This window comes from Providencia sp. PROV175, assembly GCF_032707045.1.
In the GTDB taxonomy this organism is placed as follows: Bacteria; Pseudomonadota; Gammaproteobacteria; order Enterobacterales; family Enterobacteriaceae; genus Providencia; species Providencia hangzhouensis.
In genome coordinates, this window is the sequence record NZ_CP120533.1 from 227,012 (window position 1) to 249,541 (window position 22,530).

General features: G+C 44.1%; 20 protein-coding genes. 3 read left to right on the top strand and 17 right to left on the bottom strand.

Translation table 11 applies throughout. From position 1 onward, the window contains the following. Positions 1-1,524 carry a DHA2 family efflux MFS transporter permease subunit gene (locus P3L44_RS00995; RefSeq protein ID WP_112307990.1) on the top strand — a complete coding sequence of 508 codons (1,524 nt, stop codon included), beginning with the start codon at positions 1-3 and terminating at the stop codon, positions 1,522-1,524. A gap of 37 nt (positions 1,525-1,561) precedes the next feature. Here the strand turns inward: P3L44_RS00995 and paaY are convergent, their stop codons facing one another. The 13 genes from paaY to paaA all read right to left on the bottom strand — a co-directional run bounded on the left by paaY (position 1,562) and on the right by paaA (position 13,073). Then, positions 1,562-2,155 carry a phenylacetic acid degradation protein PaaY gene (gene paaY / locus P3L44_RS01000; protein WP_004262936.1) on the bottom strand — a complete coding sequence of 198 codons (594 nt, stop codon included), beginning with the start codon at positions 2,153-2,155 and terminating at the stop codon, positions 1,562-1,564. Between the two features lie 21 nt (positions 2,156-2,176). Then, the gene (paaX, locus tag P3L44_RS01005; protein ID WP_004262932.1) at positions 2,177-3,115 is read right to left on the bottom strand and encodes a phenylacetic acid degradation operon negative regulatory protein PaaX; all 939 of its coding nucleotides are present in this window, start codon (positions 3,113-3,115) and stop codon (positions 2,177-2,179) included. A gap of 151 nt (positions 3,116-3,266) precedes the next feature. Beyond that, positions 3,267-4,577, bottom strand: a complete 1,311-nt coding sequence (gene paaK, locus P3L44_RS01010) for a phenylacetate--CoA ligase PaaK (protein WP_094960845.1) — start codon at positions 4,575-4,577, stop codon at positions 3,267-3,269. A gap of 118 nt (positions 4,578-4,695) precedes the next feature. Continuing rightward, positions 4,696-5,898 carry a 3-oxoadipyl-CoA thiolase gene (pcaF, locus tag P3L44_RS01015; RefSeq protein WP_140171958.1) on the bottom strand — a complete coding sequence of 401 codons (1,203 nt, stop codon included), beginning with the start codon at positions 5,896-5,898 and terminating at the stop codon, positions 4,696-4,698. Next, positions 5,895-6,335: a hydroxyphenylacetyl-CoA thioesterase PaaI gene (gene paaI / locus P3L44_RS01020; RefSeq protein WP_272661820.1), complete on the bottom strand. Its 441-nt coding sequence runs from the start codon at positions 6,333-6,335 to the stop codon at positions 5,895-5,897. Before paaI ends, pcaF begins: the two co-directional genes overlap by 4 nt. After that, positions 6,332-7,882: a 3-hydroxyacyl-CoA dehydrogenase gene (locus P3L44_RS01025; RefSeq protein ID WP_272661821.1), complete on the bottom strand. Its 1,551-nt coding sequence runs from the start codon at positions 7,880-7,882 to the stop codon at positions 6,332-6,334. The genes paaI and P3L44_RS01025 overlap by 4 nt, the downstream gene beginning before the upstream one ends. 2 nt (positions 7,883-7,884) lie before the next feature. Further along, on the bottom strand, positions 7,885-8,679 hold the full coding sequence (gene paaG / locus P3L44_RS01030) for a 2-(1,2-epoxy-1,2-dihydrophenyl)acetyl-CoA isomerase PaaG (RefSeq protein ID WP_272661822.1): 795 nt from the start codon (positions 8,677-8,679) through the stop codon (positions 7,885-7,887). A 2-nt stretch (positions 8,680-8,681) separates the two neighbouring features. Beyond that, complete coding sequence (paaF, locus tag P3L44_RS01035) at positions 8,682-9,455, bottom strand: 2,3-dehydroadipyl-CoA hydratase PaaF (protein WP_140171962.1); 774 nt, start codon at positions 9,453-9,455, stop codon at positions 8,682-8,684. An 8-nt stretch (positions 9,456-9,463) separates the two neighbouring features. After that, positions 9,464-10,522, bottom strand: a complete 1,059-nt coding sequence (gene paaE / locus P3L44_RS01040) for a 1,2-phenylacetyl-CoA epoxidase subunit PaaE (protein ID WP_272661823.1) — start codon at positions 10,520-10,522, stop codon at positions 9,464-9,466. A gap of 10 nt (positions 10,523-10,532) precedes the next feature. After that, the gene (paaD, locus tag P3L44_RS01045) at positions 10,533-11,042 is read right to left on the bottom strand and encodes a 1,2-phenylacetyl-CoA epoxidase subunit PaaD (protein ID WP_272661824.1); all 510 of its coding nucleotides are present in this window, start codon (positions 11,040-11,042) and stop codon (positions 10,533-10,535) included. Positions 11,043-11,046: 4 nt separating this feature from the next. Next, complete coding sequence (paaC, locus tag P3L44_RS01050; RefSeq protein ID WP_140171965.1) at positions 11,047-11,805, bottom strand: 1,2-phenylacetyl-CoA epoxidase subunit PaaC; 759 nt, start codon at positions 11,803-11,805, stop codon at positions 11,047-11,049. A gap of 10 nt (positions 11,806-11,815) precedes the next feature. Further along, on the bottom strand, positions 11,816-12,103 hold the full coding sequence (gene paaB / locus P3L44_RS01055; protein WP_004262911.1) for a 1,2-phenylacetyl-CoA epoxidase subunit PaaB: 288 nt from the start codon (positions 12,101-12,103) through the stop codon (positions 11,816-11,818). Between the two features lie 31 nt (positions 12,104-12,134). Further along, positions 12,135-13,073: a 1,2-phenylacetyl-CoA epoxidase subunit PaaA gene (paaA, locus tag P3L44_RS01060; RefSeq protein WP_094960837.1), complete on the bottom strand. Its 939-nt coding sequence runs from the start codon at positions 13,071-13,073 to the stop codon at positions 12,135-12,137. A gap of 323 nt (positions 13,074-13,396) precedes the next feature. On the opposite strand from paaA, the gene paaZ reads away from it, so the two are divergent. Continuing rightward, entirely contained in the window at positions 13,397-15,460 is a 2,064-nt protein-coding gene (gene paaZ / locus P3L44_RS01065) for a phenylacetic acid degradation bifunctional protein PaaZ (RefSeq protein WP_272661825.1), read from the top strand. Between the two features lie 148 nt (positions 15,461-15,608). On the opposite strand, the gene P3L44_RS01070 is transcribed toward paaZ, so the two are convergent. The 3 genes from P3L44_RS01070 to proP all read right to left on the bottom strand — a co-directional run bounded on the left by P3L44_RS01070 (position 15,609) and on the right by proP (position 19,013). Further along, positions 15,609-15,920: a monooxygenase gene (locus tag P3L44_RS01070; protein ID WP_140171967.1), complete on the bottom strand. Its 312-nt coding sequence runs from the start codon at positions 15,918-15,920 to the stop codon at positions 15,609-15,611. Positions 15,921-15,999: 79 nt separating this feature from the next. Next, complete coding sequence (gene phrB / locus P3L44_RS01075; RefSeq protein ID WP_140171968.1) at positions 16,000-17,442, bottom strand: deoxyribodipyrimidine photo-lyase; 1,443 nt, start codon at positions 17,440-17,442, stop codon at positions 16,000-16,002. A gap of 68 nt (positions 17,443-17,510) precedes the next feature. Further along, positions 17,511-19,013 (bottom strand): glycine betaine/L-proline transporter ProP, encoded by a 1,503-nt coding sequence (gene proP / locus P3L44_RS01080; protein ID WP_140171969.1) that lies wholly within the window; start codon positions 19,011-19,013, stop codon positions 17,511-17,513. Positions 19,014-19,835: 822 nt separating this feature from the next. On the opposite strand from proP, the gene poxB reads away from it, so the two are divergent. Further along, positions 19,836-21,560 (top strand): ubiquinone-dependent pyruvate dehydrogenase, encoded by a 1,725-nt coding sequence (poxB, locus tag P3L44_RS01085; protein WP_140171970.1) that lies wholly within the window; start codon positions 19,836-19,838, stop codon positions 21,558-21,560. Positions 21,561-21,617: 57 nt separating this feature from the next. Here the strand turns inward: poxB and P3L44_RS01090 are convergent, their stop codons facing one another. Continuing rightward, positions 21,618-22,517, bottom strand: a complete 900-nt coding sequence (locus P3L44_RS01090) for a DNA-3-methyladenine glycosylase family protein (RefSeq protein ID WP_109912384.1) — start codon at positions 22,515-22,517, stop codon at positions 21,618-21,620. Between the last annotated feature and the right edge of the window lie 13 nt (positions 22,518-22,530).

A 22,530-nucleotide genomic window follows, 5' to 3' on the forward strand; every position in this document is an offset into this window, starting at 1 on the left:
GTGGCAGATATTCAACCACTTAAGGGTGCAAAACTGGTATGGGCAACCATTGCGTTGTCCCTTGCGACCTTCATGCAGGTGCTTGATTCCACGATTGCTAACGTGGCTATCCCGACGATTGCGGGAAACCTCGGGGTTTCCATGTCACAAGGAACATGGGTAATTACCTCGTTTGGCGTATCGAATGCAATTTCAATTGCGATTTCAGGTTACTTAGCGAAGCGCTTCGGTGAAATCCGTGTTTTCTTATGGGCAACAGCGCTTTTCACCTTATTTTCATTGCTTTGTGGCTTTTCCGATAGCCTGGGTATGCTAATTTTATACCGCGTATTGCAAGGCGCCGTTGCAGGGCCGGTGATCCCGCTTTCACAAAGCCTTATCATGCGCTGCTATCCGCCAAAAATGCAAAATATGGCGTTAGCATTTTGGTCGATGACGATTATTTTAGCCCCAGTATTCGGTCCTATTTTTGGTGGTTATATTAGTGATAACTTCCATTGGGGCTGGATATTCTTTATGAATGTGCCTTTAGGCATTTTCGTCATTATTGTCGGCTCTATTATCCTAAAAGGGATGGAGTCGACGGTTGTGAAAGTGCCATTCAATGTGATTGGTTTGGCACTACTTTCTGTGGGAGTTGGTTGCTTACAAGTTCTGCTCGACAAAGGTAAGGAACTGGGATGGTTGGCGTCTAATGAAATTGTTATCTTAGCCGTTGTTTCAGCGATTGCGTTGGTATTCCTCGTTATTTGGGAACTCACAGATAAAAACCCAATTGTCGAATTATCGTTATTTAAATCGCGCAATTTTACCATCGGAACGATTTCTGTCAGCTTGGCATATATGGCCTATTTCGGTGCTATTGTCTTGTTGCCGCAACTTTTACAGGAAGTTTATGGCTATACGGCAACATGGGCAGGGCTCGCATTGGCACCCATTGGCTTATTGCCTGTGTTGTTCTCGGCTCCAGTGGCAAAACTATCCGATTTTCTCGATATTCGCTGGATAGTGACCTTTAGCTTTGTATTCTATGCAATTTGCTTCTTCTGGCGTGCATATACTTTTGAACCGAGTATGGGCTTTTCTGCTGTGGTTTGGCCACAATTGGTACAAGGGATGGCTGTGGCTTGTTTCTTTATGCCACTGACTACATTGACACTTTCAGGTTTACCGCCGGAAAAACTCGCTTCCGCGTCGAGTTTAGCTAACTTCTTCCGTACCTTAGCGGGTTCAATAGGGACTTCCATTACCACAACTCTGTGGAGTGATAGAGAAGCCGTGCATCATAGCCAATTAACGGAATTTATTACCGATTACAATCCTGAATCTTTAGGGATGTATCAAGAAATGGCCGCTCATGGGCTGAGTACCGAACAGACTTCCGGTTTCATTGCCCAGCAAATTACTAGCCAAGGGTTAATTATTGCTGCAAATGAGATTTTCTGGTTATGCGGTTGGGTATTTATTGCGCTGATTATTACCGTTTGGTTTGCTAAGCCACCATTTGGCAGTAATGCGAAATAATTAATGGATGGGGCTACGTATTTTAGCCCCATCTAGCTTATAACTGGGATTTAGGGATAACATTCTCGAAACTTAGAGTGGGTCGGTTCGTTTCGATTTCTTTGAGTGGTTCGACTTCTTTAAAGGTGTTTAAGCAGCGTGTGACTAAGTTTTGATAATCTTTAGTTCCGCTGGTTTTCCACGCAATTTCTTTGTCTGATAAAGCGCGCAAGACTTTGGCTGGAGTGCCGACAATTAAACTATTTTCTGGAAAGATAGCTTCAGCTTTGACGAATGCGCATGCGCCCACTATGGAATTTTCGCCAATTACGGCTCCATCCATAATTACACTATTCATCCCGACTAGCGCATTACGTTTGATATGGCAGCCATGCAAAATTGCCCCATGACCAATGTGCCCATTTTCCTCGACGATCGTTTCATATTGCGGGAAACCGTGCATGACACAATTATCTTGCACATTGGCACCATCTTTAATGATCAAGCGACCAAAGTCCCCACGTAAGCTGGCGTTTGGGCCAATATAGACATTTTTGCCAATAATAACATCACCAATCACCACAGCAGTAGGGTGCACAAAACTTTCAGGGCTTACGACGGGCGTAATACCATCGATTTGATAAAAAGGCATACAGGCTCCTGTAATGTGTATTTAGGCGGCTATATCTCTGAGTACTCCACCAAAGCGGCGATAATAAGCGCTGGATGGCTGAGGTAGTTCGCCAACCGTCGTTTCGCACTGTTCAGAAACATATTGGGTTGCCGCTTGATCAATGCGTTGATAAATATTGGTGCAAAGATGGCGAGCAATATGGCCTTCCCATTGTGTAGGAAGGAGTTCATCAGGTAATAACGGGTCTTTAAGCGTGACACGGCGGTAGAAGTGGATCAGTAACAAACGTAGCTGAAAGCAGTGTTCAGGGGAAATTTGTGCGTCAGTATTTTCTTTAAGAAGTAATGCAAGTGGCCTAAATAAGGAAATGAACTGATGATAATGCTCTGAAATTTCTTGCAAAGACCAAGCGTGTGAAACCAGTTCTTTGAGGTTTTTTTCTGAGCGGCTATAGGGGTAATCGGCATGAAAATAAATGGCATTTTCCGTAGCATTGAGTTCATTAAGTAGTGTTGGTACATCACTTTGCGCACAGCTTGGTGCCGCCATGAGTGACGTGTTAAATTGCCCGAAACCGAGCCAACTCAGTTCCTTTTTTAGCCTAATTTTTTCGTCTTTATCAGCCGCTTCGAGGAGTAGTAAGTCCCACTTTCCATCCCAATCAGGCTGCCCTGCGAGGTAAATTTTATTTTCTGCACGGCGAAATCGACTTTGTCCGCGCTCAGAAATGCGGTAATAGCTGCGACGGCCGATTTTTTCTACATCGAGCCAACCTTCTTTTTGTAAACGGAAAACGGAGGTTCGAACAAAGCGGTCAGTAAAGCCCATCGGTTCTAACAGCTTAGTTAAGCTTCCTAGCCACACTTCACCACCACGATGGTGCAAAGCATCACCATAGAGTGAGCTAATGAGAGACGTACCACTAATGGGCTGGCTTGCTATTGCATGTTGTATGAATTGGCTAAGTTTATTTTCCATTTATATTTCATCTATAAAATTTATGTATCAGAAGGCTTACTGAATAGTAGACATAAATTTAAAGGTTGTCTTCCATTACCTGTTTTGAACACTTTCTCAGAGATTAAGGCATATCAGAGTAGTTCATCTCAATATGCCTTAATAATTTGAATTAAATCGCAATTCTAGTATCAATTACCCGTTCGGCTTTGCCTTGAGAACGTGGGATATCGCCGCAATTTACAATACTAATACGGGTGCTAATACCCACCATCGATTTGATTCGGTGCTTTAAATGGTGGCAGATATTACAGCGTTCATCATAAGTGAGTTGTTCAGGGTGCTTGAGCTCAACACGGACAGATAAGTTGTCCATATTGCCTTGGCGACCAATCTCTAATTGATAGTGGGGAGAAAGCTCCTTAAATTGCATAATTTGTTCTTCAATCTGAGAAGGGAACACATTCACGCCACGAATAATCATCATGTCATCTGAACGACCGGTGATTTTACCAATTCGACGCATATTACGATTTACCCCCTGCATAAGGTGGGTGAGGTCGCGAGTTCGGTAACGAATCACAGGCATAGCTTCTTTTGTCAGGGTAGTAAACACTAACTCACCATGTTCACCCGCTCCCAAGGTTTTTAAGGTATTGGGGGAAATAATTTCGGGATAAAAATGGTCTTCCCAGATAGTTGGGCCACTCTCTCCTGAGTCTGCACACTCCATAGCGACACCAGGCCCCATGACTTCAGATAAACCGTAAATGTCCAATGCCTTAATACCAAGGCGGGTTTCAATTTCTGTTCTGAGGGATTCTGTCCAAGGTTCAGCGCCAAAGACACCCAATCTAAGTGAGCACTTACTAGCGTCTCCACCCATGATTTTTTCAAGCTCATCAATAATACTCAGGCAGTAAGATGGCGTCACCATGATCACATCGGGTTTGAAATCAGCGATCAGTTGCGCTTGTTTTTCAGTTTGCCCACCAGACATAGGGATCACTGCAGCCCCTAGGCGTTCCGCGCCATAATGAGCGCCTAGGCCTCCGGTGAATAAACCATAGCCGTAAGCAACATGGACTTTATCGCCTCGGACAGTGCCCGCAGAACGTAAACTACGTGCGATCAGGTCAGCCCAGTTATCGATATCTCGTTGGGTGTAACCCACCACTGTTGGGCGCCCAGTCGTTCCCGAAGAGGCGTGAATGCGGATGATTTGGTCCATTGGCACGGCAAAGGTGCTAAATGGGTAGTTTTCACGTAAATCTTGTTTAGTCGTGTAAGGGAATTTTTCGATATCACTCAGTTGTTTGAAATCATCAGGGTGTACCCCTGCGTCATCGAATTTTTTTCGATACATGGGGACGTTTTCATAGGCGTGAGTGAGTGTCCACTTCATTCTAGAGTACTGTAAAGACTCGATCTCATCCCGCGATGCAAATTCAATTGGGTCGATGCTATCTTGTATATTGCTCATAATTGCCTGTCCTCATAATTATTATGTTCACCAGTTCACGTGAATAAATGACGTTTCTGGTATTTGCCTGAGCAGGTGTCGGGTTTTCAGGCTGTTTTTATTTGTATTAAGACGTTGTTCAGACTCGTTCAATAATCATTGCTATGCCTTGCCCAACACCAATACACATAGTGCAGAGCGCATAACGACCTTGTTTCCGATGAAGTTCATTAATCGCAGCAATAGCCAGTCTTGCACCACTCATACCTAGAGGGTGTCCTAAGGAAATAGCACCGCCATTGGGGTTAACATGCGGGGCATCATCAGGTAAACCAAGCCCCCTTAAAACGGCGAGTGCTTGTGCGGCAAAGGCTTCGTTTAGTTCAATAACATCCATTTGTTCGATGGTGAGCCCTGCCATTTTTAATACTTTTTGCGAGGCAGGAAGTGGGCCGATCCCCATCAATCTGGGTTCGACTCCACAAGTGGCTGTAGCGATGATACGAGCCCGTGGTGTTAGCCCTTGCTGCTTGGCAATAGTGCCGGATGCGATAATCAGTGCGGCTGCTCCATCATTAACACCGGAAGCATTACCTGCCGTTACAGTCCCGTTATCGCGAAACGGGGTTTTTAGTTTTTGTAATTGCTCAAATGTCGTTTCTGCTCTTGGATGCTCATCTTCACTAACGACGTATGTATTTTTACGTTGTTTAACCGTGACAGGGATGATTTCTTGCGCAAAAATACCGTTAACTTTTGCAGTTTCAGTGCGCTGTTGGCTACGTAATGCAAAAGCATCTTGGTCTTCACGGCTAATTTGGTAGGCTTCAGCCACATTCTCAGCTGTTTCTGGCATAGAATCTGTAGAAAATTGTTGTTCCATTAACGGGTTGATAAAGCGCCAACCAATAGTGGTATCAAATACTTGCGCTTGGCGTGAGAATGCAGATTCTTGTTTGCCCATGACAAACGGCGCTCGGCTCATGGATTCGACGCCTCCGGCAATCATGAGCCCAGATTCCCCTGCTTTGATGCTTCTTGCCGCTAATGCGATAGCATCCAAACCGGAACCACATAGACGGTTAATGGTGGTACCAGAAACTGAAACAGGGAGCCCGGATAACAGCCCCGCCATGCGAGCCACATTACGGTTGTCTTCTCCTGCTTGGTTTGCGCAACCTAAAATGATGTCGTCAGTTAATGACCAATCGAGTTGTGGGTGCCTTTCCATTAAGGCTTTTAATGGTACTGTGGCAAGGTCGTCAGGACGTAATGGTGATAAAGCGCCACCGTAGCGGCCAATTGGGGTGCGGACACCATCACAAATAAATGCATCTATCATGATTGTTCTCCTGTTAAACGATGGCCTAACCGATGAGAACGACCGTGGAATAGAGCGAGTGTTTTGCCATCTTGGTTAGTTATCTTGACTTCATATAAGCCATTACGTTTGCCTTGGTGTTTCATCGTGGCAGTGGCAGTCAGTAAGTCACCTTCAAAACCGGGGCGAATAAAATCAATGGAACACATTGAGGCAACAGCGGCATGCCCTTGGCTATTACAGGCGTAGGCAAATGCAGTGTCGGCAAGGCTAAATAATTGTCCGCCGTGGCAGGTTTTATGGCCATTAAGCATTTGTGCTGTGATAGGCATCTTCAATTGCGCAAAGCCTTCTTCGACTTTTTCAATGGACATACCCATAGCTTTTGCACATGCATCATCACGGTACATAATGTGAGCTGATTGCTGGGCCAGCGTATCGTTTGGCAGTGAAATCATGGTTGCTCCTTGAAAGATAAAGATTGATAACCGGCTGCTAATTGCCTTAAAAGTGGGTTTGGCCGATAACGGCTGTCACCATAAAACTCTGCTAAATTTTCAAGTACGGACAGCACGCGTTGCCAGCCAAGTTGCATCCCCCAAGCGAGTGGGCCTTTGGGGTAATTCACACCAAAACACATGGCATTATCGGTATCTAACGCAGTTGCTATTCCCTTATTGACGATATCTAATGCCTCATTGCACAACATCGCGACCGTTCTCATGGTTAACAGCGCAGGGTAGTCTGGTAATACAATCACGTGTTTGCCTAATGATTGAAAAAATGCGATTGCTTGTTGGTTTTGCTGCGTATTATTTTGTGCTGCACAGCTTATCGTGATGGCTTTTGCTGTAAGGTAATTTGCTGACAAATCAAAATGTACGACCGCTTGTTTTTGTATTTGCGCATGTGATGACGCCAATTCACCATTCGTTAACATAATAATAACGTCATTAACAATAAGTGTTGGGAATTGTTCGGAATGTTGTGTTAATCCTTCGAGAGAGATCCCATTTTCAGTTAAAAGCTGCGCAAACTCAGGAAATATCTGCCAATCGCCATGAGCTTTTATGTTTAGAGGCTGGTCAAGGTGAATTTTTTCTGCGACTAAAGGTAAAGGCTGGGGTTTATTATCATCATAATGATAAAATCCTTGCTTCGATTTACGGCCTAAATGACCCGCTTGGACTAATTCCAATTGCATTAATGAGGTTTGAAAGCGTGGGTCATACCCAAAGGCCTGAAATACCGATTCAGTCACCGCATAGTTCACATCATGACCAATTAAATCTGTTAGTTGTAATGGCCCCATAGCGAAACCACCGGCGTCACGTATGGCGCTGTCTAATGTGGCAGGGGACGCAATTTGTTCTTCAAGGGCACGCATTGTTTCTGCGTAGAAAGGCCGAGCCACACGGTTGACAATAAAACCAGGGGTGGAACGGCAAATCACTGGCACTTTTCCAAATGATAGCGTCAATTCTTTTAGCTGTTTTATCACCGTATCTGATGTTTCTAGCCCGCGGATCACTTCAACCAATTTCATCACGGGAGCGGGATTAAAAAAGTGTAATCCTGCAAGACGTTCTGGATGAGTTAATTGTCTACCGATTGCGGTAATTGATAACGATGAAGTATTACTAGCAAAAATGGTTTTTTCGTTACAAATGCCTTCAAGTTCACTGAAAATGGTTTGCTTTACCTCAAGTTTTTCAGCAACAGCTTCTATTACCAATTGTGCTTCTGAGAGCTCAGGTAAACTTTGCGCAACGCTAATGCAGTTAAGCAATTCTTTCGTTGCTACAGCTTGGGCTTTTCCTTGCTCCACGCGCTTATTGAGCCGTTGAGTCATTTCGGTAAGGGAGCGACGTAAAACCTCTTGGTTAACATCAAACAATAAGACACGTAAACCCGCGCTCGCGGCAACTTGCGCAATACCAATACCCATAGTGCCTGCGCCAATAACGGCGACGGTATTGATGGCTAAATTCAAAGGTAATGTCATGATTATCTTCCTTTAAACTGTGGTTCACGTTTATTTAAAAAAGCACTAACTCCTTCGCGATAATCTTCACTTCTCCCGCCAAGGCGCTGTAAGTCGCGCTCAAGGTTGAGTTGCTCATCAAGAGTGTTAGTTGCCGAGGCATAAATGGCTTTTTTGATAAGCCCTAAGCCATAAGTGGGTTGGGTCGCAAGGTGTTGCGCAAGCTGTTGAGTGGTATTAGTGAGTTCTTCATTTTCAGTGACTTGCCAAATCATTCCCCACTGTAATGCTTGCTCCGCACTTATTTTATCGCCTAATAATGCCATCCCCATTGCCCGTGCATGGCCTGCTAATTGAGGTAAAAACCAACTCCCCCCTGAGTCAGGAACCAAGCCAAGGCGGCAAAAAGATTGAATAAAACTGGCATTTTTTGCGGCAATGACAATATCACCAGCGAGTGCAATGGCGGCTCCTGCACCCGCTGCAACACCATTGACCGCGCAAATGATTGGTTTTGGTAATGCGGTTAGGCGACGGATCAAGGGGTTATAATAAGTTTCAACAGAGAAACCGAGATCAGGAGCTTCACTACCCACGCTCACATTGCGATCATTCAGATCTTGTCCGGCACAAAATCCACGGCCTGCGCCAGTGATCACTAAACAGCGTACGGTTTCATCGCGTTCTGCTATTTTGATTGCTTCACTGAGCTGACGATGCATTTCATCGTTAAAACTATTCAGCCTATCGGGGCGGTTGAGAGTGACGGTGAGAACCCCATTTTCTAAAGTAGTGAGGATCATTGCTTCATTGGTCATGATTATTGTCCTGTAAACTGGGGTTTTCGTTTTTCGAAGAATGCCTCGATCCCTTCACGTCGATCGTTGGTACCCGCTAAAGTCACAAAATATTGGCGCTCAAGCTGTAACCCCTCAGTAAGGTGGTTTTCTTGAGAATGCACCAGTGATGCTTTCGCGGCTTGTACCGCTAAAGGCGCATGCATCGCGATGCGCTCTGCCAGTTTTTGGGCGCGTTCTACCACCAATTCATCCACACAAATCTCACTGATTAACCCTGCTTGCAACGCGTGTTTTGCACTGATTGGTTCACCCGTTAGTACCATTTGCATGGCAAGGGATTTGCCCACCGCGCGGATTAAACGCTGCGTTCCTCCCGCACCTGGCATTAAACCCAGAGTAATTTCGGGTAAGCCGAAGCGAGCGGACTCACCGGCAATGATGATGTCGCTGGCGAGTAATAATTCAAAACCTGCCCCTAGTGCATAACCATTTGCAGCAGTAATAATAGGTTTTGATATCATGGATAACCTGCGCCAAACTTGTGGGCGTTTATCGGTGATCGCATTCGCAACGGTTTGTTGCTGTAGTTCTTTAAGGTCGGCACCGGCTGCGAAAAAACGTGGATTTCCGGTGATTACAATCGCACCGACCTCATCATTTATTTGTGCTTGTTCGAGGTGCTGAACGAGCAACTCTAAGCAGGCGGTGCTCAGGGCATTACGCACTTCAGGTCGGTTTAACGTGAGTGTCAAAACGCGGTTATGTTGTTGTGACAAAATCCAGTGGTTTTCCATTACAGCTCCTACACGTCAAAGTCTAAAACAACACCATCGCCTTTTGGCCACGCTTGGCAGCTAAGAATGTACCCCGCAGCGATTTGGTCGGGCTCGAGGCTGTAATTGACCCCCATTTCCACTTCACCAGAGCGCAATTTACATTTGCAGGTTGCGCAAACGCCCCCTTTACAGGCGTAGGGCAAATCCGCACCTTGGCGCAGTGCGGCATCCAAAATACTGTCGTCTTGGCTATCCATGGCGATATCCATCGTTCTGCCATCAAGGTGAATACTGACTTGACGTGTTTCGCTAGTTATAGCTGTTGCGGGTTTGAATTTAGCGCCTGAAGTATTGAAACGCTCGGTGTGAACATATTCCTTTGGCATGCCATAGCCGACTAAAGTGTCATGCACCTCATCCATCATGCTGTCGGGCCCACAAATAAACGCTCGGTTAAATTGTTTAAAATTTAATAAGGTGTTATTTAAGGCGCTGAGCTGTTGTTGGCTAATCCTGCCGCTGAGTAGTTCGCTATCTTGCTGTTCTTGGCTGAATAGGTAGAGAACTTGGAAACGTGTTGCAAAACGGTTTTTTAGGTCTGCAATGCTTTCTTTAAACATCACTGAGCGGCTATTTCGATTACCATAAATCAACACAAAACTGCTTTTGGGTTCAGTTTGTAATGTGGCTTTAATAATGGAGAGCAATGGTGTGATCCCAGAGCCAGCAGCGACGGCAAGGTAGTGTGCGTGGTTATCTGCATCTGGCTGGTAGCCAAATTGCCCTTGCGGAACCATCACATCAAGGCTATCGCCAACTTGTAGCTCTTGGTTAACGAAATTAGAGAAACGCCCCTCGTAAATGGCTTTCACCCCAATTTTTAGCGTGTTTTCATCCGGTGAGCTGCAAATGGAATAACAGCGACGTAGGTTTTCACCATTAATAGAGGCTTTTAATGTGAGGTGTTGCCCCGGGCGGTAATGATATTGCTCTCGTAATGCATCGGGTACGTTAAAAGTAATGGCGACAGCATCAGGGGTGTCACGCTCAATGGCAGCAATACTTAAACGATGAAATACAGTCATATAGGTGCCCCTAAATACATTTAAAGTAATCAAACGGTTCTAAGCATTCAGTGCATCGATACAATGCCTTGCATGCAGTGGAACCAAATTCACTAATTTTTTCGGTCTGCTCGCTGTCACAACGTGGGCAATGAACCGCACCTTTGTGTTCTGGGTGCTCGCAGGACGTACCTTGTGGTGGTGCGATACCGAATTCACGCAAGCGTCTTTTTGCATCTTGGTTCATCCAATCTGTTGTCCACGCTGGGGTTAACAGAATTTCGATATCGATATTTGGAAAACCCGCATTACCGAGAACAGTTTTAATTTCATTGAGTAAAAATTCAGTTGCTGGGCAACCTGAATAGGTAGGTGTAAAAATAACTTTCCAACCCTGAGCCGCAGGTAGCACATTGCGGATCATGCCAAGATCAGTAATAGAGAGTGCGGGTAGTTCAGGATCGGGTATTTGGTGGAGCTGTTGCCAGATCTGGTGAACCTGGGGCGATTGAAGTTCGCAATGTTGCAGTCTCTGTTCCATAGCATCACCACTGGCAGTTCGGGTAAGCGCGTTGCACAAACTGCAATTGTGTTAATAACAAGCCCAAATGTTCAGTATGGCTGCCTTGCTTGCCGCCTAAGCGATACGCTTTTTTCTCCGGCACAGTGAGGGTCGCTTCAGTGAATGTTTCGTTAATGGTGTTTAACCATGCGGCTTGTAAAGAACGTGGGTCAATGGCGATGCCTAATTCGCTAAGTGCGATTTCAACGTCATCAGCATGGAAAAGTTCGCCAGTAAAACGCCATAACTCATTGACTGAACGTTGGATTCGTTGATGACTTTCTTCACTGCCATCCCCTAAACGGATCATCCAACCACGGCTAAAACGCAAGTGATAAACGGCTTCTTTGAGGGATTTCTCAGCAATGGCAGACAGTTGTTCATCACGGCTATGAATTAGCGCTTCATATAATGGAACATGATAAGCATCCATAAAAAATTGGCGCACTAAAGTGTCATCAAAGCCATTGTTGGGTTGCTCAACCAGTAATAAATTGCTGAATTCTCGTTCATCGCGCAAAAAAGCAAGGGTGTCTTCATCGCACTCAGTTCCTTTTAATTGCGCGGCATAGTTCAAAAAGTTACGCGCTTGCCCTAGCAAATCTAAGCCGATATTGGATAACGCAAGGTCAATTTCGAGCTCAGGGGCATGGCCGCACCATTCGCACAGGCGCTGCGCTAAAATTAAGGGGGTATCGCCAAGTCGTAATGTGTAATGGTGGAGCTGTTCTTGTTGGTTCATGGCAAGCTCCTTACATGTTTTTGATACCATCAGGGATGGTATAGAAGGTTGGGTGACGATAGACTTTGGTATCCGCAGGGTCGAAGAAGGTGCTTTTATCTTCGGGCTGTGAGGCAATTAAATGTGCGGCCTTCACCACCCAAATTGAGCAGCCTTCGCTACGCCTTGTATATGCATCGCGGGCATTCTCCAGTGCCATTTGGTCATCAGCCGCATGTAAACTGCCGACATGACGATGCGCAAGCCCTTGCTTACTACGGACAAAAACTTCATATAAAGGCCAATCTTGATTGCTCATGGTGTTTTCCTTTTTGTAAAATGGTCAGTGATTAAGCCGCCGTTTTAACGGATTTTTGTTTGCGGCTATGTGCCATTGCACCTTCACGTACCCATGCGCCGTCTTCCCACCCTTTGCGCTTAGCGCTAAGGCGCTCGTGATTACAAATGCCATTGCCTTTAATAACTTGATAAAACTCTTCCCAGTCGATTTCACCAAAGCGGTAATGACCAAGTTCTTCATCCCAAACTAGATCAGGGTCAGGGATCGTCATACCTAACGCTTCCACTTGCGGAACGGTGTTATCAACAAACTTTTGCCGTAGCTCATCATTACTGAAGCGTTTGATTTTCCAAGCCATGCTTTGAGCGCTGTGCGGGGAGTCCGAATCATTGGGGCCGAACATCGTGAGAACGGGCCACCAAAAGCGGTTTATCGCATCTTGCAGCATCGCTTTTTGCTCATCGGTGCCTTCTGCAAGTGCCATAACAGCTTCATAACCTTGGCGTTGGTGAAAACTTTCTTCTTTACAGATTTTCACCATTGCTCGTGCATAAGGGCCATAAGAGGCACGGCACAATGCAACTTGGTTCACAATTGCCGCTCCATCGACAAGCCATCCAATCACTCCTACGTCTGCCCAACTTAATGTCGGGTAGTTAAAAATGGAGGAATATTTCATTTTTTCATCAAGTAGCTTTTGGTAGATATCTTGACGAGAGCAACCAAGGGTTTCGGCAGCGCTATAGAGGTATAAACCATGGCCTGCTTCATCTTGAATTTTGGCCAGTAAAATCGCTTTACGGCGGAGTGTCGGTGCTCGTGTCAGCCAATTCGCTTCTGGTAGCATGCCGACGACTTCTGAATGGGCATGCTGACCAATTTGGCGGATAAGGTTTTGCCGATACGCATCGGGCATCCAGTCCTTGGGCTCGATGGAAATATCTGCTTCGATTTTGGCTTCGAAGTTAGCCTGATTATGCTCGCTCATTGATCTTTCCATTAAGTGATTCGTTAATGTAATTTTTTATTAAAATAATGAATCATGTTTATTTAACATAAATGCTAGTAATTGTTAACATAAAGATCAATATTCATTAACCTTGTTTTGCGATGCACTTCACAATCAATAAATTAAATTCAAATAAAAACAATGAATTGGTGTTGATTATTTTTGTGTGGTTTTTATGGGAGTGGGTATTTAAGACAAAGTTGTTCTTAATTTGTTAAATTTAAATTGGCGTCTATGCTTATTTTTATGATACATATTTGTTATCTGATTTTAATTGATGTTTTTTATTTCTGGAGAGGAATATGCAGCATTTAACAAGTTATATTATGGGGAAATGGGTGCAAGGTGAGGGCGAAGGGCGAAAAATTCATCATGCACTAACGAATGAAACCTTATATACGGTGACGACTGAAGGGTTGCCGTTAGCTGAAAGTTTGCAATATGGTCGCCAAGTGGGGGGCGAAATATTGTCAGCGATGACATTCCAGCAACGCGGGCAAATGCTTAAGGCCCTAGCAAAATATCTACTGGAACATAAAGCGCAGTTATATGCGATTTCGGCACAAACTGGCGCAACCAAAGCGGATAGCTGGGTGGATATTGAAGGGGGAATTGCCACATTGTTTTCTTATTCGGGGCTCGCTAACCGTGAGCTACCAGATGACACGATTTGGCCTGAAGATGAAATGATCCCATTATCGAAACAAGGGCAATTTATTGGGCATCACATTTTAACATCTCGCCGTGGCGTTGCCTTGCACATTAATGCATTTAACTTCCCGTGCTGGGGTATGTTAGAAAAATTGGCACCAACGTGGCTTGCTGGCATGCCTGCTATTATCAAACCAGCAACCGCCTCAGCACAGTTAACACAGGCGATGGTGAAGTTAATGGTGGATAGCGGCCTGGTACCTGATGGCGCAATTCAACTGGTTTGCGGTGGTGTTGGCGATATGTTTGAACACCTCGATTTTGAAGATGTGGTGACTTTTACAGGGTCGGCTAGTACAGGGCAAAAACTAAAATCGCATCCACGTATCATTGCCAAATCAGTGCCTTTTACAATGGAAGCGGATTCACTGAATTGTGCAATTTTAGGTGATGACGTCCAGCCAGAACAGCCTGAATTTGCTTTATTCATTAAAGAAGTCGTTCGTGAAATGACAGCGAAAGCGGGACAGAAGTGTACCGCGATTCGTCGCATTATTGTGCCGAAAAACCAGCTCGAAAATGTGAAGCAGGCGTTATTGAAACGTTTATCTGCCACAACAGTGGGCGACCCTGCGGTTGAAGGGGTCAGAATGGGGGCACTGATTAACTTAGAACAGCGCCAAGACGTACAAGAGAAAGTAAATTATTTATGTGATCATGGCTGTGATGTCTTATGTGGTGGGCAATTCGAGAAGCTGGATGTGATTGGTGCAGATAGCCAACATGGGGCTTTTTATCCACCAACGTTGTTGTATTGTGCTGAGCCTTTTAAATCTACAGCAGTACATGAAATCGAGGCTTTTGGTCCAGTCGCCACGTTAATGAGCTATGAGAATATCGAACAGGCGGTGCAGTTGGCGATTTTAGGTGGAGGTAGTCTTGCGGGGACTTTAGTCACTGCTGATGCACAAGTCGCGCAAACGGTCATTCGTGCGAGTGCGCGGGCACATGGGCGGATGCTAATTTTAAACGAAGCATCCGCCGCGGAGTCTACAGGCCACGGTTCTCCGCTTCCGTTACTAGTACACGGCGGCCCAGGTCGTGCAGGTGGTGGTGAGGAGCTCGGTGGGTTGAGAGCTGTCAAACACTATATGCAGCGTACTGCCATCCAAGGTAGCCCTTCGATGCTAACAGCCATTACCAAGCAATGGATTCGCGGGGCAGACACTATCGCTGATGTGGTTCATCCATTCCGTAAGCATTTTGAAGACTTAGCGATTGGCGACACATTACTGACTGCAAGGCGTACCGTTACAGAGGCCGATATTGCTAATTTTGCTTGTCTCAGCGGTGATAATTTTTATGTTCACGTCGATAAAATTGGCGCAGCACAGTCGTTATTTGGTGAACGAATTGCGCACGGCTATTTTGTCGTTTCAGCAGCCGCAGGGTTATTTGTTGATGCAGGTGTTGGGCCCGTAATCGCCAATTATGGCATGGAAAGTTTGCGTTTTATTGAACCGGTGAAAATCGGAGACACCATACAAGTTCGCCTAACGTGCAAGAAAAAGATCAAAAAAACACAAAAACTTGCTGAAGATAAACCTAACGGTGTTGTTGAATGGGATGTGCAAGTGTTTAATCAGGATGATACCGTTGTGGCGTTGTACAGTATTTTAACGCTGGTGGAGCGTCGTGTAGGTGATTTTCATTAGCCATTATACGGTGTGAATTAATTATTGAGCTAATAGGTGATTTTTCAATCATTTCCTGTTGTGATGAGGTAAAAAGTCATTTTGCTTTACAAGCCAATGGCTTATTTACCTCAGATGTGGTTATGTGAATTTCAACGTCAGTAAGCGGTTAGTTGGCAATAAACTGCGCTTGGTTTAATTGGCTAAGCGCCTTATTGACTGCAAAAATTTCACCACGTACTTCAGGGATACCGAAAGATTTCAGGCGTGCGCTGTGTTTTTGTAGATATGCTTTGGCATAGGCTTCAGAGGTAAACAGATAAACGCCCCCGGCTTTTTGAGTTTGTTGGTTTTCTGTCCAAATTTTCCACACAAAACCAGGTTCTTGGTTGATTGAATTGGCTAATTCATCCATTGCCACGGTCATTTCTGCGCCCCATGGCCCCTGATACGGAAAATCAACTTGTAAAATAACGCTCATATCTGCTCCTTATGATTGAAGCGCTATAGTAATTATTAAAGCAAATAATAACTTTGCTATTTATCGTATTTTAAACGATTTATTGCTTCAAACTATTACGCTTACCCGCTTCAAATGCCGCTAGAGTGGCGAGACGGGCTTGTTTATGGTCAACAATCGGCTCTGGATAATTAATCGGTGTGCTGCTGAGCACCGCCCATTCATGGGGTGTATGAATATACTTATCGGGAACTTGCTGTAATTCGGGTAACCAATGGCGAATAAAAGTCCCTTGCGCATCAAACTTTTTCCCTTGAGTGGTTGGGTTAAAGATACGAAACCAAGGGGAGGCGTCAACGCCAGTAGAGGCTGACCACTGCCAACCGCCGTTATTTGCGGCTAAACTGCCATCAAGGAGTTGGCTCATAAAGTATTTTTCACCTTTGCGCCAATCAATCAGTAAGTCTTTGACTAAAAAGCTAGCCACAATCATACGTAGACGGTTATGCATCCAACCTGTTGTATTCAGTTGGCGCATAGCGGCATCCACTATTGGGTAACCCGTTTGTCCCGTTTTCCATGCTGCAAAATCGGTTGAAGAATCATTCCAGTGAATGTGTTGTGTCCATTGAATAAATGGCTGATGGCGACATAGGCGTGGGAACGCCACTAAAAGATGCGAATAAAATTCACGCCAAATTAACTCATTTAACCAAGTGAATGCCCCGCTATCTGGGTAATCCAACACTTGGGGATTTTCTGCTTGTAATCGGTTGAAGCATTGGCGAGGGGACAGCACCCCCATCGCGAGGTAAGGTGATAATTGGCTGGTACCAACAATAGAAGGAATATCTCTATCGTTTTTATAACCGGCGACTTTCTGGGAACAAAACTGCCTGAGTCGCGTTAAAGCAGATTTTTCACCAGCAGGAAATTGTGGTGAGTCTTCAATGGGTTGATGCGGAAATAACGGTAAAGTCTTATCAATGTTGATGGCGACCGCTCGTTTTTCTGGGGCACGCAGTGAACGACAATCTGTCACGGTAAGTTGGGTGATGAAAGCTCGGCGAAAAGGGGTATAGACTTGATACATCTCCCCTTTTTGATTCGTGACGGAACCCGGGGGAAGTAATAAGTAATCGTCAAAAGCATGGATATGCAACCCATGAGGTTGATTGATTAACCATTCATCCCGTTGTTTTTCGTTCCACTCGTATTGCCGATTAAAAAACAAGGCATCAGCCTGCTGCGTCTTTGCGTAATCGAGTACCCATTGTGCCGCATCAGCAAAATTCGCCTCAGTTTGACAAACCAGTGGAATACCAAGCTCAGCAAGTGAATTCTGTAGTTCAACAAGATTCTGGTGAATGAATGAAATTTGCCGCTCAGCCATATCATGTTGTTGCCATTGCTCAGAGGTGGCAGTAAATAGGGCGATAACTTGCGCATCTGGGTCTGCGCAGGCGGAGGAAAGTGCTTTGTTATCAGTGACCCGTAGGTCATTGCGAAACCAGATAAGATGACAAACTTGTTTGGCTGCCATCGCCTCCCTCCTCGGTTAACATTTTCGTTGAAGTCAAAACAAAGGGCCGGTAAACGGCCCTATTATATTTAATCTAATTTAGGATGCTGATTGATTAAGGATTGGCGTTTTTTCTCAAGTTCAGCAATTTGTTCGTCAATATCTTCAACTTTTTGTTCAATATTGTCAAAGTGCTCGCTAAGAATTTCTTTTGCCTCGGCTTTATCTGATGCAGCAGGTGTTGCCCCGCGTAATGGTTTATTCGCCGTTTCTGGCATTCTGATACCCGTATATAAACCAATTAAAGCAATCACGATTAAGTAATACGCTGGCATGTATAAGTCAGTAGTTGATTCGACCAACCATGCCGCAACAGTCGGTGTCGCACCGGCAATTAATACTGAAATATTAAAGGCAATAGCTAACGCACTGTAACGAATATGAGTTGGGAAAATCGCGGGTAAAATAGACGCCATAACCCCTGTAAAACAGTTCAACAGCACCGCTAAAATCAATAAACCCAGGAAAATTAAGCCAACAGAACCACTGTTGATTAACATAAACGCAGGGTATGCCAATAAAATCAGCCCTACGCTACCGGTAATGACAAATGGGCGACGACCAATTTTATCACTGGTTAAACCGATAATCGGTTGAACAAATAACATACCAATCATAATTGCAATAATAATTAGCACACCATGGTCAGTAGAATAATTCAGGTTGTGTGATAAGTAACTTGGCATGTAGGTCAGCAACATATAGTAAGTCACATTGGTTGCGATAACCAAGCCAACACAAATCATCAAGCTTTTCCAATACTTAGTCGCCACTTCACGTACTGAGATTTTTGGTGGATTTTGAATATTGGCTTTATCTTGTTTTTCTAACGATTCAACATGTTGTTGGAACGCAGGAGTTTCTTCCAGTGAATGACGTAGATATAACCCGATGATCCCTAACGGTAACGCTAAGAAGAACGGAATTCTCCAGCCCCAATCATGGAAGTTAGCTTCCCCAACGATACTGGAAATTAGTACTACGACACCCGCACCTAAGACAAAACCGGCGATAGAGCCAAAGTCTAACCAACTTCCCATAAAGCCACGTTTACGGTCTGGTGAGTATTCAGCAACAAAGATTGCTGCACCAGAATATTCACCACCTACCGAGAAACCTTGAGCTAACTTAGCAATTAATAACAGAATGGGGGCCCAGATACCGATGCTCTCATAGGATGGAATCAAACCAATACAGAAGGTACTGACTGCCATGATGATAATTGTCATCGAAAGGACTTTTTGACGGCCGTATTTGTCACCTAAGATACCAAAAACGACCCCCCCTAATGGCCTAACTAAGAAAGGCACGGAGAAAGTGGCTAATGCGGCAATCATCTGTACGCTCGGTGATGCGTCCGGAAAGAAAACCTGACCGAGAACATAGGCTAAGAAACCATATACCCCAAAATCAAACCATTCCATCGCATTACCCAGCGAAGCCGCGGTAATTGCTTTTTTGAGTTTACCGTCATCAATAATAGTAATATCACTAATATTTAACGGTTTTTCTTTTTTCTTCTTGAATCTCATGAAACCATCCTCTTATTTTAATTTCAATAACCGAAACAACAGCATTTAAGATGTGGGTTTTCATACATCGGTAAAATATCAAACCTTATTATTTAGAATAGACGTTGTTTACGTAATAGATAAGTTTTTAGTGTTTTTATGTCGCGCTGAAATACCAGGCTAAAATAGGTACGTCGTGGGTAGAATAATGAGAGTGTTTGTGTTGTAAATACAGCAAAAAAGCCACCTTGAGTTAAAAAATACAGTACTAACACTACATTAATATCGAACAAATGTAAAATATAGGTGTTTTATACTAATACATATGCTTTGATAGGATTTTGTGTTAGTAATATAACGATTGAACTGAATAATTGAAAAAATAGATACTCAGTAAAGGAGTAGGTAAAAATAAATTGTTTAAAATCAATTTAATACATTTTTATAGGTGAGTTTTAGCCTGTCATAAATATATAAGGTTAGCAATTTAATATGGTCGAAATAATGGTATTGTTGCGATGAAGAATATATGAAGATAACCCCATCCTTTTACGATGCTCTTGTTTTGCTTAAGCTATTAATAACTCGTCTATTTATTTATCTTGTTGCTATCCTCTTCTTTTGATAATAACGGTGGATTATGCTGTTCTATTTTATATTTAATTTGATGAGTAGGAATGAGGAATTTACTTAGTTACAATCAATCTATTGTCGATATTGGGTTTGATATAAGCGAGTATGACAAAATTCTACTTTGAATGTTGTTATGCATCTAAAAATACCCTTCATATTTTGTACTGCAAGATATCAAGGGTATCACATCCGACTTAAAAGAGTGCCATTATGAAAAAACAGAGTGTTGCATCCTATATTGCAAAAGTACTTGATAATGCAGGTGTTAAACGTATTTGGGGCGTTACAGGAGACTCGTTAAATGGCTTAACCGACAGCTTACGTCGTCAAGGCGCTATTGAGTGGCTAGGAACTCGTCATGAGGAAGTGGCTGCCTTTGCTGCGGGTTCAGAAGCTCAGCTAACCGGTAATTTAGCCGTATGTGCAGGCTCTTGCGGGCCAGGAAATATGCATCTTATTAATGGGTTGTATGATTGCCACCGTAATCGCGTACCCGTATTGGCGATTGCTGCTCATATCCCATCCAGCGAAATTGGTAGTAATTATTTCCAAGAAACTCACCCAACTGAATTATTCCGTGAATGCAGCCATTACTGTGAAATGGTCTCTAATCCAGAGCAAATTCCACAAGTTCTTGGTATCGCTATGCGTAAAGCGATTCTGAATAAAGGGGTATCAGTCGTTGTGATACCGGGTGATATTGCACTAAAAGATGCGCCAGAGTCAGCGAAAGAGACATGGTATCAGCCGCAAGCGCCACTGATTATGCCTCAGCGAAGTGAAATCGAAAAACTCGCCGAACTGCTGAATCAGTCTAAGAATATCACGCTATTCTGTGGTAATGGCTGCGCAGGTGCCCATGATGAAGTGGTTAAGCTAGCAGAAACCCTAAAAGCGCCGGTAGTACACGCGTTACGTGGTAAAGAACATATTGAATGGGATAACCCATACAGCGTCGGAATGACAGGTTTAATCGGTTTTTCATCAGGTTACCACGCAATGATGAACGCAGATACAGTTGTTTTGTTAGGGACACAATTTCCATACCGCCCTTTCTACCCAAGTGAAGCTAAAATCATTCAGGTTGATATTAATGCAGGCAGCCTGGGCTCCCACTGCCATATTGATATGGGGCTGATTGGTGATATTAAAGCGACATTGGATGCATTACAGCCACATTTACAGGCTAAGCAGGATACAAAACACCTTGATGGCGCTTTAAAACATTATGAAGAGGCTCGAAAAGGGTTAGATGATCTCGCTAAACCGGGTCATGAAGGGTTAATACATCCTCAGTATCTTGCAACAAAAATTAGTGAATTAGCTGCGGATGATGCGATTTTCACTTGTGACGTTGGAACCCCGACAGTATGGGCTGCACGCTACTTGAAAATGAACGGTAAACGCCGTTTAATTGGCTCTTTTAACCACGGGTCAATGGCGAATGCGATGCCACAAGCTATTGGTGCGCAGGCCGTTGATAAAAAACGCCAAGTGGTTGCCATGTGCGGTGATGGTGGTTTCAGTATGTTAATGGGAGATTTTATCTCTCTTTCCCAAATGCAATTACCAGTAAAAATCATCATTCATAACAATGGCGTACTTGGTTTTGTGGCCATGGAAATGAAAGTGGCAGGTTTCTTGACAGCGGGAACGGATTTACAGAACCCTAACTTTGCAGCGATTGCGAATGCCGCGGGTATCAAAGGCATCCGGGTTGAAAAAAGTGAAGATCTAGACGGTGCATTAAAAGAAGCTTTTGCCCATGATGGGCCAGTGGTGGTTGATGTCTTGACTGCTAAACAAGAGCTGTCTATGCCGCCAGAAATCGCAGCACAAGAAGCAAAAGGCTTTAGCCTATATATGTTAAAAGCGATTATGAGTGGTCGCGGTGATGAAGTCGTTCAATTAGTGAAAACAAACTGGCTACGTTAAGTCATTATTGTGAATAGCGGGAAAGCCCAATTCAGATGGATTGGGTTTTTTTATTTATCAATATCCTGCGGCTGACTGACTACGCCACAAATGGGCGGCAACCAGTGCGCGCCATGGGGAGAATTGCTCCAACCATTTTTCCGTTTCTTTGGCGGTAGGCTGTTCTGATTTCGCGAGCAATGTTTGTAGATTACGTCTTACCGCTACATCCCCATGTAATGAGCCATCTAAGTAATTGAATCCTCGTAGTAAAGCATAGCTTACAGTCCAAGGGCCAATACCTTTGATTTGTAATAATTGCTCAGTTATTTGATTCGCATTGGAGTGAGTAACCTGCTGTGATAAATCAATTTGTTGATTTTCGATGGCTTCACAAAGGGCTCTGAGGGCGATAATTTTACCGTTTGAAAAGCCCGTTTGTCGCAGGGTCTCGTCATCAACTAACTTGATTTGTGGAGTGTCGGGGAAACACCAAATACCTGAAGTGTGCTGAATTCCTACCGCTTGGATAAAGCGCCGACGAATGGCGATAGCCGCATGAACACTAATTTGTTGGCCTATAATAGCCCAAACTAACGCTTCAAATGCGCTGGCAGATTGATAAATCCTTAATCCTCTTTGCTTTCCAATGAGCTGACCAAGTACTGGAGTTTCAAGGTAGTGTTTTTCGAACTCATCAATATTCTGTTTTAAGCCGAGTACATGCTGTGCCAGCGTTAATAGGTCTGGTTCATTGATAATGATAGATGGGGAGTCAATTGCTAATGAAATCGTTGCGTGTTGCTTTTGAAGCTCCAATGTCATTTTTGTTGCATGTTGTTGCCATATTATGCCCTTGTGTAATGTGTTTTCTTCCACTATTTCCGCGACATTGTGTTGATCTCTCAGATGAAAGGCAAAAAAATCACCATAAAGGTAATTGGTAGGGAGAGTTAGCTGTGCGGTAAATATTTGCATAATGATGGCCTTG

What these genes read in the sequence shown, in the direction of transcription:
- proP (WP_140171969.1), bottom strand. Translation starts at nt 19,013, where the DNA reads ATGAGATTCAAGAAGAAAAAAGAAAAACCGTTAAATATTAGTGATATT.
- P3L44_RS01025 (WP_272661821.1), bottom strand. Translation starts at nt 7,882, where the DNA reads ATGACATTACCTTTGAATTTAGCCATCAATACCGTCGCCGTTATTGGC.
- paaX (WP_004262932.1), bottom strand. Translation starts at nt 3,115, where the DNA reads ATGGAAAATAAACTTAGCCAATTCATACAACATGCAATAGCAAGCCAG.
- paaY (WP_004262936.1), bottom strand. Translation starts at nt 2,155, where the DNA reads ATGCCTTTTTATCAAATCGATGGTATTACGCCCGTCGTAAGCCCTGAA.
- paaZ (WP_272661825.1), top strand. Translation starts at nt 13,397, where the DNA reads ATGCAGCATTTAACAAGTTATATTATGGGGAAATGGGTGCAAGGTGAG.
- P3L44_RS01070 (WP_140171967.1), bottom strand. Translation starts at nt 15,920, where the DNA reads ATGAGCGTTATTTTACAAGTTGATTTTCCGTATCAGGGGCCATGGGGC.
- paaI (WP_272661820.1), bottom strand. Translation starts at nt 6,335, where the DNA reads ATGATTTCACTGCCAAACGATACGCTGGCCCAGCAATCAGCTCACATT.
- paaF (WP_140171962.1), bottom strand. Translation starts at nt 9,455, where the DNA reads ATGGAAAACCACTGGATTTTGTCACAACAACATAACCGCGTTTTGACA.
- paaB (WP_004262911.1), bottom strand. Translation starts at nt 12,103, where the DNA reads ATGAGCAATCAAGATTGGCCTTTATATGAAGTTTTTGTCCGTAGTAAG.
- paaA (WP_094960837.1), bottom strand. Translation starts at nt 13,073, where the DNA reads ATGAGCGAGCATAATCAGGCTAACTTCGAAGCCAAAATCGAAGCAGAT.
- paaD (WP_272661824.1), bottom strand. Translation starts at nt 11,042, where the DNA reads ATGGAACAGAGACTGCAACATTGCGAACTTCAATCGCCCCAGGTTCAC.
- pcaF (WP_140171958.1), bottom strand. Translation starts at nt 5,898, where the DNA reads ATGATAGATGCATTTATTTGTGATGGTGTCCGCACCCCAATTGGCCGC.
- paaE (WP_272661823.1), bottom strand. Translation starts at nt 10,522, where the DNA reads ATGACTGTATTTCATCGTTTAAGTATTGCTGCCATTGAGCGTGACACC.
- paaC (WP_140171965.1), bottom strand. Translation starts at nt 11,805, where the DNA reads ATGAACCAACAAGAACAGCTCCACCATTACACATTACGACTTGGCGAT.
- paaK (WP_094960845.1), bottom strand. Translation starts at nt 4,577, where the DNA reads ATGAGCAATATACAAGATAGCATCGACCCAATTGAATTTGCATCGCGG.
- paaG (WP_272661822.1), bottom strand. Translation starts at nt 8,679, where the DNA reads ATGACCAATGAAGCAATGATCCTCACTACTTTAGAAAATGGGGTTCTC.
- poxB (WP_140171970.1), top strand. Translation starts at nt 19,836, where the DNA reads ATGAAAAAACAGAGTGTTGCATCCTATATTGCAAAAGTACTTGATAAT.
- P3L44_RS01090 (WP_109912384.1), bottom strand. Translation starts at nt 22,517, where the DNA reads ATGCAAATATTTACCGCACAGCTAACTCTCCCTACCAATTACCTTTAT.
- phrB (WP_140171968.1), bottom strand. Translation starts at nt 17,442, where the DNA reads ATGGCAGCCAAACAAGTTTGTCATCTTATCTGGTTTCGCAATGACCTA.